14 protein-coding genes are annotated in these 14,769 nt (G+C 58.9%); 2 read left to right on the top strand and 12 right to left on the bottom strand.

The annotated features are described in order from the left end of the window. From AO242_RS29825 to tssA, 12 genes are all read right to left on the bottom strand, one after another. Nucleotides 1-356 (bottom strand): bacteriophage T4 gp5 trimerisation domain-containing protein (locus AO242_RS29825; RefSeq protein WP_373562240.1); only part of this gene is annotated, 356 nt, incomplete at its 3' end. A 201-nt stretch (nt 357-557) separates the two neighbouring features. Next, entirely contained in the window at nt 558-1,580 is a 1,023-nt protein-coding gene (locus AO242_RS29820; protein ID WP_257153487.1) for a type VI secretion system Vgr family protein, read from the bottom strand. A gap of 47 nt (nt 1,581-1,627) precedes the next feature. Further along, entirely contained in the window at nt 1,628-4,318 is a 2,691-nt protein-coding gene (gene tssH / locus AO242_RS21845) for a type VI secretion system ATPase TssH (RefSeq protein ID WP_099270328.1), read from the bottom strand. Next, nucleotides 4,311-5,363 (bottom strand): type VI secretion system baseplate subunit TssG, encoded by a 1,053-nt coding sequence (gene tssG / locus AO242_RS21840; protein ID WP_099270327.1) that lies wholly within the window; start codon nt 5,361-5,363, stop codon nt 4,311-4,313. Before tssG ends, tssH begins: the two co-directional genes overlap by 8 nt. Beyond that, entirely contained in the window at nt 5,327-7,186 is a 1,860-nt protein-coding gene (tssF, locus tag AO242_RS21835) for a type VI secretion system baseplate subunit TssF (protein WP_099270326.1), read from the bottom strand. The genes tssG and tssF overlap by 37 nt, the downstream gene beginning before the upstream one ends. Further along, nucleotides 7,183-7,695, bottom strand: coding sequence for a type VI secretion system baseplate subunit TssE (gene tssE, locus AO242_RS21830; protein WP_373562239.1), 513 nt, complete (start codon nt 7,693-7,695; stop codon nt 7,183-7,185). Before tssE ends, tssF begins: the two co-directional genes overlap by 4 nt. Beyond that, the gene (locus tag AO242_RS21825; protein WP_099270324.1) at nt 7,692-8,129 is read right to left on the bottom strand and encodes a hypothetical protein; all 438 of its coding nucleotides are present in this window, start codon (nt 8,127-8,129) and stop codon (nt 7,692-7,694) included. The genes tssE and AO242_RS21825 overlap by 4 nt, the downstream gene beginning before the upstream one ends. Then, complete coding sequence (locus tag AO242_RS21820) at nt 8,126-8,563, bottom strand: type VI secretion system amidase effector protein Tae4 (RefSeq protein WP_099270323.1); 438 nt, start codon at nt 8,561-8,563, stop codon at nt 8,126-8,128. Before AO242_RS21820 ends, AO242_RS21825 begins: the two co-directional genes overlap by 4 nt. A 66-nt stretch (nt 8,564-8,629) precedes the next feature. After that, entirely contained in the window at nt 8,630-9,118 is a 489-nt protein-coding gene (locus AO242_RS21815) for an Hcp family type VI secretion system effector (RefSeq protein WP_095092969.1), read from the bottom strand. Nucleotides 9,119-9,254: 136 nt separating this feature from the next. Then, nucleotides 9,255-10,748 (bottom strand): type VI secretion system contractile sheath large subunit, encoded by a 1,494-nt coding sequence (gene tssC / locus AO242_RS21810; RefSeq protein ID WP_027900004.1) that lies wholly within the window; start codon nt 10,746-10,748, stop codon nt 9,255-9,257. 15 nt (nt 10,749-10,763) lie between these two features. After that, entirely contained in the window at nt 10,764-11,279 is a 516-nt protein-coding gene (gene tssB, locus AO242_RS21805) for a type VI secretion system contractile sheath small subunit (protein WP_099270322.1), read from the bottom strand. Between the two features lie 97 nt (nt 11,280-11,376). Further along, complete coding sequence (gene tssA, locus AO242_RS21800) at nt 11,377-12,393, bottom strand: type VI secretion system protein TssA (RefSeq protein WP_099270354.1); 1,017 nt, start codon at nt 12,391-12,393, stop codon at nt 11,377-11,379. A gap of 402 nt (nt 12,394-12,795) precedes the next feature. On the opposite strand from tssA, the gene tagH reads away from it, so the two are divergent. Continuing rightward, a complete protein-coding gene (tagH, locus tag AO242_RS21795) occupies nt 12,796-14,220 on the top strand; it encodes a type VI secretion system-associated FHA domain protein TagH (protein WP_099270321.1) in 1,425 nt (474 codons plus the stop codon). A gap of 48 nt (nt 14,221-14,268) precedes the next feature. Next, complete coding sequence (gene tssJ, locus AO242_RS21790) at nt 14,269-14,763, top strand: type VI secretion system lipoprotein TssJ (protein ID WP_099270320.1); 495 nt, start codon at nt 14,269-14,271, stop codon at nt 14,761-14,763. Nucleotides 14,764-14,769: the final 6 nt, after the last annotated feature.

The following is a 14,769-nucleotide window of genomic DNA, read 5'->3' as shown; positions in this document are numbered from 1 at the left end:
ACCGCCCGAACGCGATCCGCACCAATCGTCACCGTCTCGTTATTCCCCACACTCTTATTCCGGTCATGCCCCACCGAGTGACTTTCGTCCACTTCGACGACGATGTCCTGATTGCGCTCGGCGTGGATGTACAACTGCTCCTCGCCCTTCTTGTCCTCCATCCGGATTTCATTGAAGTTGGCAGGCGTACCACCCTTGCTGGAGCGGCTTTTCATGCCGCTTTGGGTCGCGTTGGCGGGCAGGTCGTAGGGCACGGTCTGTTCCGCGTTGTACACGCGACCGGTGATGATCGGGCGGTCCGGATCGCCTTCCAGAAAGCTCACAATCACTTCCTGACCGATCCGTGGAATCTGCATCGAGCCCCAGTTCTTGCCNGGAGCTGTTTTCGTTGGACTGGTCGTGCCGGTCCCAGTAGAAATGCACCTTGACCCGGCCAAACTGGTCGGTCCAGATTTCCTCGCCGCTGGGGCCCACGACGATGGCGGTTTGCGGGCCTTTGACGATGGGTCTTGAAGTGCTGGCCAGCGGCCGAAAGCTTTGTTGGGCATCGATACAGGTCAGGGCGCTTTCGAATTGTGGACCGGCTGAGCCTGCGCCGGATTCGTGGCTTTCCTGGGCACGATCAGGTATTCGCGGTTCTGATCGTCGCGACCAAAGCCGGTCATGCTGAACAGGTGCCCTGTGCCAAGGCCTCGGGCGTTGCCGCTCAGTTCGACGCGCTCATGCAGGCTTTGCAGCGCTTCGATGCGCGTGCGGGCGTAATGCTCGCCGTCCTGACTTTGCACGTAAGTGCCGGGGTAGTCGTACAGCGGATAATCGCCCGCCGTGTGCGGCCGGGGCATGGCCGAGCGGACGTTGATGCTGGCGGACGGACGCTGGAAGTCGTAGTCGTTAAGCTCCAGCGAGCCCGGCTGGACTTCCTGAGCCAGACGCCAGTCATTGATGTGGTCGCGTTCGCGGTGCTGACCGTCAGGCGGGAAATAAGGCACCGAGGCATAACCCGGTGCGTTTTGATGTGCGCCATAAGCATCGGCAAGCACCAGCACGTGGCGGTCTTTTTCATGGCGGAAGAAGTAATAAATACCTTCCTGTTCCATCAGGCGGCTGACGAAGTCGAAGCTGCTTTCCCGGTACTGGACGCAGTATTCCCACTCCCGATAGGGGCGGCTCAGCGCGTCTTCGAAATCCGAGAAGCCCAGGTCGCGAAAGACCTGCTTGATGATCTGCGGGATGGTCTGGTTCTGGAAAATCCGGCAATCGGACGTCCGCGTCAGCAGCCACAGCCAAGGGCGCAACGTAACCTGATAGCTGGCGAACTGGCCCTGGCCGACCTCCTGACTGCAACGCGCGACAATCCCGTGAAAGTAGCGCTGGCTACCGTCGTCCAGGCGCAGCGACAGGCTCATGGGTTTGCCCAGCAACTGGTTGAGGTCGATGGCGCCATCTGTGGACGTGAGCTGCAGGGTGTAATCAAACATCCGCCCCAGCTCATCGCCGCCGCCCATGTTCTTGAGCAGCAGCACATCCGGTCCGAGCGGGCTGTTGATCTGTGCCAGACGTGTGAGTTGGGTGAACAGCATGGATTATTCCGTTAAATAGCCAGAGTAGTTAGCTAGCGCTCGCAGGCTCAGTTGGCATCGCCAAACTGATAATCGAATTCGCCGTCCAGCGCCCTGATGCTCACGCTCGCCATGGGCTTGCCGTCGAGCATGCGGGTGAGGAATTCTCGGCTCATGTCGGGCAGCAGGGTGTTGGTCAGAATCGCGTCAATCATCCGGCCGCCGCTTTCGGTTTCGGTGCAGCGCGAAACGATCAGGTCGACCACCGCGTCATCGTAATCGAACGCGACTTTGTGGGTGCTTTCGACGCGTTTTTTGACCCGGTCGAGTTGCAGGCGGGTAATCGACTTGAGCATGGTGTCACTGAGCGGATAGTACGGAATGGTCACCAGACGACCGAGCAGCGCAGGCGGGAAAATCTCCAGCAGCGGCTGGCGCAGGGCCTTGGCGATATCCTCGGGATCGGGCAGATTCTGCACGTCTTTGCACAGGTGTGAAATCAGCTCAGTACCGGCATTGGTGGTCAGCAGGATCAGGGTGTTCTTGAAGTCGATGACCCGGCCCTCGCCGTCCTCCATCACGCCCTTGTCGAAGACCTGGAAGAAGATTTCATGGACGTCAGGGTGGGCTTTTTCCACTTCATCAAGCAGCACCACGCTGTAAGGCTTGCGGCGCACGGCCTCAGTCAACACGCCGCCTTCGCCATAACCGACATAGCCGGGAGGCGCACCCTTGAGGGTCGAAACGGTGTGCGCTTCCTGGAACTCGCTCATGTTGATGGTGATGACGTTCTGTTCGCCGCCGTACATGGCCTCAGCCAGCGCCAGCGCGGTTTCTGTTTTACCGACGCCCGATGTACCGGCCAGCATGAATACGCCTACCGGCTTGCTCGGGTTATCGAGCCCTGCACGGGAGGTCTGAATGCGTCGGGCGATCATCTGCAGGGCGTGATCCTGGCCAATGATGCGTTTCTTCAGGTGCTTATCAAGGTTAAGCACGGTCTCAAGTTCGTTGCGCGCCATACGACCGACTGGAATGCCGGTCCAGTCGGCAACCACTGAAGCCACCGCCTGATAATCGACAGTGGGCAGAATCAACGGCGTCTCGCCCTGCAATGCGCTCAGGCGCTTTTGCAGATCAACCAGTTGCTCACGCAATCCGGCGCGGGCTTCGGGTTGGACTTCGCTGCCTGCATCGCTGTCGACAACGCCCGCGCTTTCACGCAATTGGGCGCGGGTCGCAAGCAACTCATCCACCAGTGCTTTTTCTTCCGCCCAGCGACCTTCAAGCGCCAGCAGACGTTCGCGCTCGCTGCTCAACAGCTCAGAAGTGTTGCTCTGCCGCGCGCCAATATCCACGCCAATGGCATGCTCGCGGGCGATGATTTGCAACTCGGTTTCCAGCGCTTCGATACGACGACGGCTGTCATCGACTTCAGCCGGTACCGCATGCAGGCTGATCGCAACGCGAGCGCAAGCGGTGTCCAGCAGGCTGACGGATTTGTCCGGCAACTGACGGGCGGGAATGTACCGGTGAGACAGCTTGACCGAAGCCTCCAGGGCCTCGTCGAGAATCTGCACCTGATGGTGTTTTTCCATGGTCGATGCCACGCCACGCATCATCAGCAGGGCCTTGTCTTCCGAAGGCTCGGCAACTTGCACGACCTGAAAGCGACGGGTCAGTGCCGGGTCTTTCTCGATGTGTTTTTTATACTCGGCCCACGTCGTCGCCGCGACGGTTCGCAAGGAGCCGCGGGCCAAGGCCGGTTTGAGCAGGTTGGCGGCATCGCCAGTGCCCGCCGCACCACCAGCACCCACCAGGGTGTGGGCCTCGTCGATAAACAGAATGATTGGCTTGGGCGACGCCTGAACGTCCTCGATCACCTGACGCAAACGTTGCTCGAACTCACCCTTCATGCTCGCCCCGGCCTGTAGCAGGCCGACGTCCAGGCTACGCAACTCGACGTCCTTGAGCGACGGCGGCACGTCCCCGGCTACGATGCGCAAGGCGAAACCTTCGACCACGGCGGTTTTACCCACGCCCGCCTCACCGGTGAGGATCGGGTTGTTCTGGCGACGGCGCATCAGGATGTCGACCAGTTGGCGGATCTCCTCATCGCGCCCCACGATAGGGTCCAGTTTGCCGCTGCGGGCTTGCTCGGTGAGGTCGACCGTAAAACGCTTGAGCGCTTCCTGCTTACCCATGGCGCTCGGGGCCATGGCACCGCTCGCCTCGCCCGGCACGGCACCGGCATTGAAACCGTCACTGGCGCTCAGGGCGTTTTCAGGCGAATCACCGACGTATTCGTCAAAGCGCTCACTCAAGGTTTCGACTTTGACTTTGTTGAACTCGGACGACAACCCCAGCAAGGCATTACGCAGGCTGGGAGTCTTGAGAATGCCGAGCAGCAAATAGCCGGTGCGCACCTGGTTTTCACCGAACATCAGGCTGCCGTAAACCCAGCCACGCTCGACGGACTCTTCGACTTGCGAAGACAGGTCCGTGATAGACGTCGAGCCGCGCGGCAGGCGGTCCAGCGCTTCGGTGAGGTCACGGGCAAGGCGCGCAGGCTCGACATTGAACTGGCGAATGATGCGATGCAGGTCCGAGTCCTGAAGTTGCAGCAGTTGGTGAAACCAGTGGGCAAGCTCCACATACGGGTTGCCCCGCAGCTTGCAGAAGACCGTGGCGGCTTCGATGGCCTTGTAGCCGACGCTGTTGAGTTTGCCAAACAGCGCGGCGCGACTGATTTCACCCATGTTCATTACTCCTTGAATGTTGTGCTGACGTGGCCTGCTCGGCGTAGTGCCGGGCCAGAATCAAGTCCTTGGCGTCTGTTTGTGGCTGACCGAGCCAGGTGTTGAACCCCAGCCGCTGGCGCCCGTTGAGTTGAAATTTCGGAACCTCGGGCTGCTGAAGCACCAGGTTCAGATCCCAGTCCAGTTCATGCCCGAGGTATTCGGCGACCCAGGCCACCAGCTCTTTGAAGGGTTCACCGTCGGGCAACATGCCCATGTAATCGTCGAGCTTGAGCGGCCCGAGGCGAATGCGGAATTTGTGCTGACGGTCCCAGACATGACTGCCCAGGCAAAAATCGACGCCCAGTTGATGACCGCTCACGCCAACGCGACTGCGCTCCGGCAACTCCAGCCATTGGCCGACGTATTCCTCGATCTCCACCGGCAAACCGAAATAGTGGGAGAGGATCGCCCGCAACCCATCGGGGTAACGGGTCTGAGCCGAAAGATGACCGCTGTAATGCAGCTTTGCAGTGTCGGGAATCAGCCCCTGCTCCAGCAGGCTCGGCATACCGCGCCCGCTCAGGGCCGCCAGGCGTGCGGCCCAGTAATCGTCGTCAGGACGATCATGGCTGACGGTCGGACTGGCTTCTGCCCAGGCGCGGTAGAACAGGCTTAGCAAGCGATGGTGGAACACGTCCAGAAAGCGTTTGCTGGCGCTGTCGCCGTTATTGCGCTGACGTTCGCGCACGTATTCGGTGATGTGCAACGGCAATGGACCGTTGGGGCCGCCGAGACCAAAGAAAAACTGTTCCAGCCGCGCAGCCTTGCCGTCTTCGGCCGGGCTCATGGACGCCAGTGTCGACGGCGCGAAGGCGCAATCAGGCTGTTGCCCCAAGCGCAATGGATCATCTGCAAGGCGCAACGAATGGCCGAATCTGGGCAGGTCCGGGGATTCGCATTCGATACGTCGCAATGCCTGGAAGAAATCGTATTCCCAGGGCTCGCTCTGCATTGACGTTATCGTGCTCACAGAGTTGGGCGGCGTCCGGGCTTGGCTTTCCATCGCATGATCTCACCGCGTTCGGTGGTATGAATCACCGTTTCGGTAAAGCTGTTGATCGACACATAACGTGCCAGGAAGCGCTCGAAAACGGCACCGAGCAGAAACACGCCCGTGCCTCGAAACGCGTTTTCGTCAAACTCAAGCGTGATCTCCAGCCCACGGCCAAACACGATAGGCCCGGGCATCGGCAGTCGGCGGGTTACCGCTTTGCTGCTGACTTCTCGCAGGCCTTCGATCTGCAACTGGAGTGCGGCGTCGTTACTGTCGCCATACAAGCGCAACAGTTCGCGCAGCGCCGCAGCACCCTGGCCCTGCTCACTGAGTGAAAGATAATTGAGCGAGAGTTGGCTGATCAGACGCCAGGCCTTGTTGTCGTGGGCATGACTGGCCCGCGGGCGGCTCGGGCCGGTCAGGCAACGTACAGCTGAGACCGGCGCGCTGTCAGCCAGCGTGAAGTCGGTATTGCCGCTCCCCACGCTCATGAACAACGGCAGGTCGCGGTTGGTGCACAAGGCGCTGACGCCCAGTTGCCGCAGATCCTGACGATAAGGTGCCTGCTGACCGTCCACCAGGCTGACGAACGTTTCGCTGCCAACGTACGTCGACCGTGTGCCGTTGCGGCGCTGTTCACTGGACAGCACACGCGGCTCGCGCCGTACCGTGTAATACGCTTTATCGCGGCCATAACGCGAAGGATCGCGCACGGCGTAGAACGGAAGAAAAGGCTGATCCGGCCCGGTGCCGTGGCCCGTTACGCTGGTCAGGGAGTGGATTTCAAAATCCATCGGCCGGGTGCGGTCAGCAATCACATGATGCTCATTGACCCGATCAGACAGGTGAATCCGGTCCACGCGACGCGGGAAAAGGTTGATGGCCGGTGAGCAGAACGGCACGAACTGGTCGCGGCCCACGGAGCCTTCAAGGCTCTGGTCGAAGCGATCAAAAAGAATGATCAGCTCCAGTTCCTGTCCGTCACAACGCTGTACGGCACGGGTCAGCTCAGCGAATTCGACGAACAGGAAACGTTGCGGCAAGGCGAAGTATTCCTGCAACAGCCGATAGCCCTGAAACGCCTGCGGCACGACCGGCAATGCAGCTTCACGGTCATCAAAACCACAGGAGCGCAGCGCATCGGCGGGCAGCCGCTCGACCCAGTCGCTGCCGGGCTGACGAGCGAACACCGCACAGGCACTGCCCAGCAGTTGCTCGTAAAGACGGAACGGTTGCTCATCGACCCCGCTGAGGTAAAGCGGAAGATTTTCCAGACTCAGCTTATTGAAGGCCAGCTCGGCCCCGGTACGCAGGGTAATACGCAAGCCCGCCTTGGCCTTCGGTTCGCTCGCCGCCAGACGCCCCAGCACCGCCGAAGGGTTACCAAAATACTCTGCCTGGCTGACCTGCAACGGCCACAACGTGACGGCGTGGGCAGTGCGGTATTCGCAGGATGTTTGCGAGTCACGGCCAAGGGCCGCGCGCAGGACACTGTTTCGCGGCAGCGTAAAACCGCTGGCCAGGGAGCCCTCGTCGGTATCAGCCTGCATTTGCACCACGGTCATCGACGGTGTCGGTGCCAGGTAATGGGGGTAGGCAATCTCCAGCAGGTTGTGCGTGAAGGTCGGGTATTGCGCATCGAGCTTCAGCTGCACCCGCGCCGTCAGATAGGCGAAACCTTCCAGCAGGCGTTCCACGTAGGGATCGGCACAGTCCATACCCGAAAGCGTCAGGCGGCCCGCGATCTTCGGGTATTCCTTGGCAAACTCCGCCGCGCTTTCGCGTACGTGCTGCAGCTCCTGGTTGTAGAGGGCGAGCAGGCGCGGATTCATGAGCGTCTCCGCTGTTCGGCAGGCGCCACGGTGACGTGCCCGGACTCAAGGTCAAGATCAGTGCGCAGCAGCAATGGCAAGGCCACCGGCTCGGCCCACAAGTCCCCTTCGATCTCGAAGCTCAGGGCGTTGTGATTCATCTCGCCCTGCCCGACACGCGCCCTCACCCGCAGGGTGTTGCGCAAAATGCGCGGCTCAAACGTCGCAATGGCGCGATGTATCAGTATTTCCAGCGCGCCGATATCGATGCTCGAGGCACTGTTGCCCGCCAAAGCTGGCAAGCCAAAATTGATCACAGAAGTACCCGCTGGTGTATTGAGCGTCGCGTCGCCATCGAGCAGTGACGTGGTATTGAGTAACCACGCCAGGTCGCGCAGCACTGAAGCCTTGAGCTGACTCAAGGACAGCACGCGTTTGTCGGCGCTTTCCTGAGGGTTACTCGGGTCGTGGTCTGTCAGGCGATCAAGCAACGATGGTTGCAGGCGCTCGCGCAGGGTCAGGTCGCTCACCAACGAAACATCGCTGTGAACATTTTCTGATCGTGATCAGGCGTGCACATGGCGGCCTGATTAACGCTGGAGGTTTCAAGCGCTCCCTGGCGCAGGCGTATTGCCTGAGCGGTTTGCAGACAGTCCGTGCTCGATGCGGAATCCGCTTGGTTATGGACAACCAGCGCCACAGGGACTGACTTGAACATCTCTACACGCGACAGACCGTCACGGCCCTGGCTGAACTGGCAAGGCCACGCCAGATTCATCGACACCTGGGTGTTGTCCGGTTTGAGAATGGCGCACTTGCCTTGGGCATCAACAAGCTTGAGGGCCTGTCCGCCAAGGCTGACTTGACTCAACGCAGTGGACGTCGGTGATTGCGCCTCGGCGCACGCGTTAAGGCTGAACATCAGGCAGCCTAAAAACACCGTTTTGCAGACAACGCTGTTCATGCCAGCTCCCAGAACCAGACTTGCCGCGACATGTAGTCGCCGTCGTAATAACCCATGGTTCTGCCACGGTTCCACAAATCTATGTGGTCTCCTGAACGCTGGCTTTCCTCTTCATTGCCACGTGCAAAACAGTCTTTGAAAAATACGATGCCGGTTTTCTGGCTGATGGTCTGGCGATCCGCAGCACTGCCACTGAGAATGGTTGGCCGCCCAAGATGATGACGCCACAGCCAGTTGGCCAGGGACTCTGCACCACGGGCATGCTCGTGTTTGCATTTTGGATCGGTGTAGGTCGATTTATTGACCTTGATATTCAGCTCGCCATTGAGCGCAATGCTCATGCGAATGGCGCACTGATTTCCCCACGGCTGATCACAGGGGGACTGAACTTTGGGGTAGGCATTCAACAGGTTGATGAACGAAGGCTTGGCCATGATTCAGGCATCCGGCAAAAGATCGAACGTGAAGTTGCGCCCCCGAGTGAACGGGGGCGCCTGCGATCAACGCTTGGTATTCGAACGAATGTTCCAGCCGTATTTGACCGCACCGCCGTCTTTGGTGCCGTCTGCTTTCTGTGGCTGATAGTCGACCAGAACCTGAGCGAAGTTCAGGGTCACGTTTTCAGTCAGACGATCATCGCTGCCCGACCCGCCGGTGCTCAGCGAGGTGATCAGCACTTCTTCAAGGTTGATGATCAGGTACTCGACCTGGCTTTCACCACCGGCCTTGCGCACGGTGAGCGTAACCTTGTCGATGTGTTTACCGGAGCTGCACAGCATCATCAGATTCGGCGTGGACTTGTCGACGTACTTGGTGATCGACAGGTCCTGAATGTTCACCTTGCCAGCACCGCCACCGCTGCCGACGTGCATGTTGCCGGACTGGGACATGCCCCAGCTCCAGTTCAGCACGTCGATTTCGTCCTTGTGGGCCTTGTCCATGGACTCGCCCTTGATGTCACCGATCTTGATGAAAATATCGACAGCCATGTTCTCTCCTGATGTGGCGATGGCCACTGGTTGTGTAAAACGGCAGCGCCGTTTGGGCTACGACGCAGGAGCAGCTTTGGGCGGAAGCAGCTTGTGCTGCATCCAGGTCAAAGCCGGTCCTGCGATAACTGCTGAATCAGGCGCTTTTTGCCGACGGCAGCTTCGAAACCAGACGCAACGATACCGTCAGACCTTCGAGCTGATAGTGCGGGCGCAGGAAGAATTTCGAGGTGTAGTAACCCGGATTGCCTTCTACGTCTTCCACGACGACTTCGGCCGCAGCCAGTGGGTGCTGGGCCTTGGTGGTCTCGGTAGAGTGCGCAGGGTCGCCATCGACGTAGTTCAGGATCCAGTCCTGCAACCAGCGCTGCATCTCATCCTTCTCTTTGAACGAGCCGACCTTGTCGCGCACGATGCACTTCAAGTAATGCGCGAAACGGCACGTGGCGAACAGGTAAGGCAGACGCGCTGCCAGATTGGCGTTGGCGGTCGCATCCGGATCGTCATATTCGGCAGGCTTCTGCAGCGATTGAGCACCGATGAACGCGGCGAAATCCGTGTTCTTCTTGTGCAGCAACGGCATGAAACCGTTCTTGGCCAGTTCTGCTTCGCGACGGTCGGAGATGGCAATTTCAGTCGGACATTTCATGTCCACACCGCCATCGTCGGTCGGGAAGGTGTGCGCAGGCAGGTTCTGCACTTCACCGCCGGACTCGATACCGCGAATCCGCGAGCACCAGCCGTAGTGTTTGAACGAACGGTTGATGTTCACGGCCATGGCGTAGGCCGCGTTCGCCCAGGTGTAATTAGCGCTGTCGGCACCGTCGGTGTCTTCTTCGAAGGCGAAGGCTTCCACCGGATCAGTCTTGGCGCCGTACGGCAGACGTGCCAGGAAGCGCGGCATGGTCAGGCCGATATAGCGTGCGTCCTCGGACTCACGCAGCGAGCGCCAGCCGGCGTATTCCGGGGTGGTGAAAATTTTGGTCAGGTCACGCGGGTTGGACAGTTCCTGCCACGAGCCCATGCCCATTACGGTCGGCGATGCGGCCGCAATAAACGGCGAGTGCATGGCTGCACAGACCTTTGACAATTCACCCAGCAGCTCGACATCCGGCGGCGACTGGTCGAAGTAGTAATCGCCTACCAGGCAACCGTAAGGTTCGCCGCCGAACTGGCCGTATTCTTCTTCGTACATTTTCTTGAAGATCGGGCTCTGGTCCCAGGCCGTACCTTTGAATTTCTTCAAGGTCTTGTGCAATTCCGGCTTGGAGATGTTGAGCACGCGAATCTTCAGTTGCTCATCGCTTTCGGTGTTGTTGACCAGGTAATGCAAACCACGCCAGGCGCTTTCCACTTGCTGGAATTCCGGGTGGTGGATGACCTGATTCACCTGCGCGGTGAGCTTTGCGTCGATGGCCGCAATGATCGACTCGATCGATTTGATCGCGTCGTTGGAGATGAGGTCAGTCTGCGCCAAAGCGTGTTCGGCCAAGGTCCGCACGGCGGTTTCAACCGCTTCGCGAGCACGCTCGGTCTTGGGTTTGAATTCTTGCATCAGCAGCGAAGCAAACTCGCTGGTTTCCTGAGTGGAGCCCTGTGGCGCCTGATTGTCACGCATCAAATCGGTCATGATCATTTGTCCTGATTAAGCACTGGGCTCGGAGTCCTGAGGCTTTGGCGCACTGGCCAGGGCCTGGAGCAACGCCGGATCCTTGATGGCTTTCATGATGATTTCTTCGGCGCCAGTCTTGCCGTCCATGTAGGTCAAGAGGTTGGCCAACTGGGTACGGGCTTCGAGCAACTGGTTCAGCGAATCGATCTTGCGAGCAACGGCGGCCGGGCTGAAGTCGTCCATGCTTTCGAACGTGATATCCAGACTCAGGTTACCTTCACCGGTCAGCTCGTTCGGCACATGAAATGCAACGCGCGGCTGCATCGCCTTGAGGCGCGAGTCGAAGTTATCAGCATCGATTTCCAGAAACTTGCGGTCGGCAACCGCTGGCAGCGGCTCGGCAGGCTTGCCCGCCAGATCGGCCATGACGCCCATCACGAACGGCAGCTGCACCTTTTTCTCGGCACCGTAAAGCTCTACGTCGTACTCGATCTGGACCCGTGGCGCGCGGTTGCGCGCGATGAATTTCTGAGAACTGCTGTTCGCCACGTTGCTCCTCCTGGTCGCTGATGCGACGGTGTTAGCGTCATCGGCCGGTGCCGGTAACGGTGTTGCGTAACTCGGGCCAGAACAACTCGATTACGAGTCAGTCGGCCTCGGGTCCGCGCAGATTTTCAAATTGGTTCATGCCGTCGGGAATCAGATTGCGCACGATGGTTGCGAAGTCCGCATTCACCAGCAGCTTTGCGCGATTCAGCAACACCGGAAGCGGGCTCGAAGGCTCGTGACGGGCGTAATAACCGAGTATCAGATCCAGACTGCGCAACACGTCCTCACGACTACTGATCGTCCCTGAAGAACGGGCCGAAATCGGAGCGCTGCTTTCAGTGAAAAGTTCGCGAGGTTCGTTTGATTCTGTGAGCAGCGTCTCGAACTCGCTGCGAACGGCAGTCTCACCCAGCACTTGCAGCGCCTGTTTGAGTGGCTGTTTCAAGGCTGAAAGATCAACACCCTGAGCCGACCCCACTTGCTCGGAAACTATCTGTTCGATGGCTTCAGCGGCGTCACGAGCAGCCCCCAGCGCGGCACGAATACCGTCCAACTGCTCGGCATCTACGTCCTGCAGCGCGCCCGCCAATTCATCGGACGTCAGGCGCTCATCGGCGAAATGCTGCAGGCCAGCGGCATTTAGCGCAGCGCGAAGACTGATCGGACCGAACGCCCGGGAGCGGATAAGGATGCTTTCACGCAGCAACTGGATATTGGTGTCGCAGGTCAGACCGGCCAGCGCGTTGATTCTGACAGTAGGGTCGTTGTCGTCATCGGCGTCAAGCTGCGGATGAAGATCGGTCCAGTACTGCGTGAGCAAATCACGAGTCAGAACAAGGACGTTGCTCAGACCGCTGATGCCGTCGAGTGCAAGGGCGCTTTGCAGGAGGAAATGGGTGATGCGCAAGTCTTTGCTGCGCTGCAGGAGAGCGGTGCTGGACTGCTCGATCTTGCGCCATTGGGGCGGCTCAGCGGGCTGAATGGAATCGCCCATGACGCGCTCGGGCTTGCCCAGCGCGTCGCGCTCCAACTGCAAAAAATCGGCGTCATATTCCAGGTCTTCGCCACACGGAGAGTTCGCGGAAACAGCGGCGAGTAACAACGGAACATCCACCAAATCGATCTCCCTATCGAGGTCCGGGAATAGTTACGAAAATATCGGAATCACTTTGCATAAATTCTTCCGGGTAACTTCGGAACTTTGCTGAAAGCGTACGATCTGTGATGTCACGTCGACATCACGATTATTTTATAAGTTGTGCATTTTTGGTGTAGGAAACAGCCAATGTCAAGGTAAGCTGTAAAGCTTGTGAAACAGTTGTGACCGGACTGGCATCCCACTGAACTCTACGGTCACAATCTGTACGACATTCATGAAGGTGTGTTTACAATCGCGGAATTTCAGCGAAATGGCCGATATAAAGGGATATTTTTGCTGTTTTGATCAAACTGTAATCGTTTTGTCGCAGAAACAACCTTTCCGTTTTTTTGTTCGCGATGCATGCAAGGAGGCGCGATGTCGCTGCGTTTGACCATTACGAGTTATCACAAGATAACGCCAGGCCAATGTCCCGAAAAATCAATGGACAAAGGCGTGATAGCGATTGGGCGCAGCACGGATAATGATTGGGTATTACCTGATCCTGAACGCCTCGTTTCAGCCAGACATTGCGTCATTCAATATAAAGACGGCCGTTATTATTTGACCGATAACAGCACCAATGGCGTTGAATTGGTCAATGCAGGCATCAGGCTGCGCCGTGGAAACAGTGAGCCATTACAAGACGGAGAAGTTATCCGGATTGGCGAATACGAAATACAGGCGCGCATTGATTTCAATCTGCAAATGATGGAACCCGGCCTCGGCAACGCGGACGCCTCAAACAGCTTTGAAGCGCTGATGGGTCGCCAGCAGGCCCCGTCGCCCGTCCCCGCTGCAGCTCCGCTGGACATGCCGAACGTGGCAGGTTTTCAGGGCCCGTCTTCGTTCGATACCCTGCCCGATCTGTTCGACTTTCTGGCGCCGTCTGCCGTCCCGCCGGTTACTCACCCGGACCATGTGCCAGCCGAACGACATGACTTCCGGCCGCCGACAGCCACTCATGCGCCTGTAGCGCCTGCTCCCATATTCGAAACACCTGCGTCCGTGCCAGGTGTAATCCCGGAAGACTGGGACCTGTTTGCAGACTCACCTGCGCCAGCCAGGCCAGCGGCAGTCAGCGCTGAACCTGTGCCAGAAATTCCGCCAGCGCCGATTCCTGTAGCCGTTGCTGAGCCCGTCCTGGCTCCGGCTCCGGCCCAGAAGCAACCGACGCCGCCCCCGGTTACAGAACCTGCCGCCAGTCACGCGCAACCTCAATTACTGCAAGCTTTTCTGCGCGGCGCAGGGCTGGATCAATTGCGCATCGATCACGCTCAAGCCGAAGCGCAAATGGAAGCCATCGGCCGCAGTTATCGGTTGATGGTTGAAGGCCTGATCGATGTACTGCGCGCGCGCACCAGCCTCAAGGGTGAGTTCCGCATGCAGCAAACCATGATCCGCCCGGTGGAAAACAACCCGCTGAAGTTCGCGCCCAATGCCGATGAAGCGCTGTTGCTCCTGCTGCGCCATGGCAATCAGGCATTCATGCCACCGGACCAGGCAATCAGCGACAGTTTCGACGATTTGCGCGCGCATCAACTGGCCGTCATGGCAGGCGTCGAGGCCGCAATCAAACACCTGCTCAAACGGTTTGAACCCAGTGAACTGGAAGCGCGAATGAGTAAACCCGGCGGGCTTTCAAATCTCCTGCCCGGATCGCGTCAAGCCCAGTACTGGCAGCAGTTCAGCGAGCTTTACAGCAATATCTCCCGCGAGGCGGAGGATGATTTTCAAGACCTGTTCGGTCGCGAGTTCAGCCGCGCCTACGAGGAGCACAGCGCCCGGTTGCGGCGTCCGTAACAACGTGTTCGGCAACAGACAACGCCCCTGGATATCGAGGAAAAAAGGATGTTTCGTAGTGCTGTAGCAGCTCTTTTCATCATGCTGCTGGCCGCTTGTGCCAAAGACGCTCCACCTTCTGCAGACGCAGCGCCGGGCGCAAACGCGTTGACGTTGAATTTCCAGGCGATCGCCGGCCTCAATCCCGGCGCAAGCGGCCAGCCAGCACCCGTTCGAGTGCGAATTTTTGAGCTCAAGAACGCCGCTAACTTCACCCGCGCCGATTACTTTGGCCTGGTGGAGCGTGCACCTGCGACGCTCGGTCCTGACCTGATTGATCAGGACGAAGTGCTGCTGCAGCCCGGCGAACAATTGAGCATCCAGCGCCCGCTTGATCCTGCAACCCGTCATGTCGGGCTCGTCGTCGGTTACCGCGAAATAGACCAGGCGCAATGGCGTGCGGTGCTTGATGTCGCCCCCGGCCAACGCCGCGAATATCAGATCAGCCTCGACGTGCGAGCCATACGCACCGATGCCGCGATCCCAACCCGTCCCGCTCAATAGGCAATC

Source organism: Pseudomonas sp. ICMP 561 (assembly GCF_002699985.1).
Taxonomy (GTDB): domain Bacteria; phylum Pseudomonadota; class Gammaproteobacteria; order Pseudomonadales; family Pseudomonadaceae; genus Aquipseudomonas; species Aquipseudomonas quasicaspiana.
This window is presented reverse-complemented; position numbering and strand designations above follow the sequence as displayed.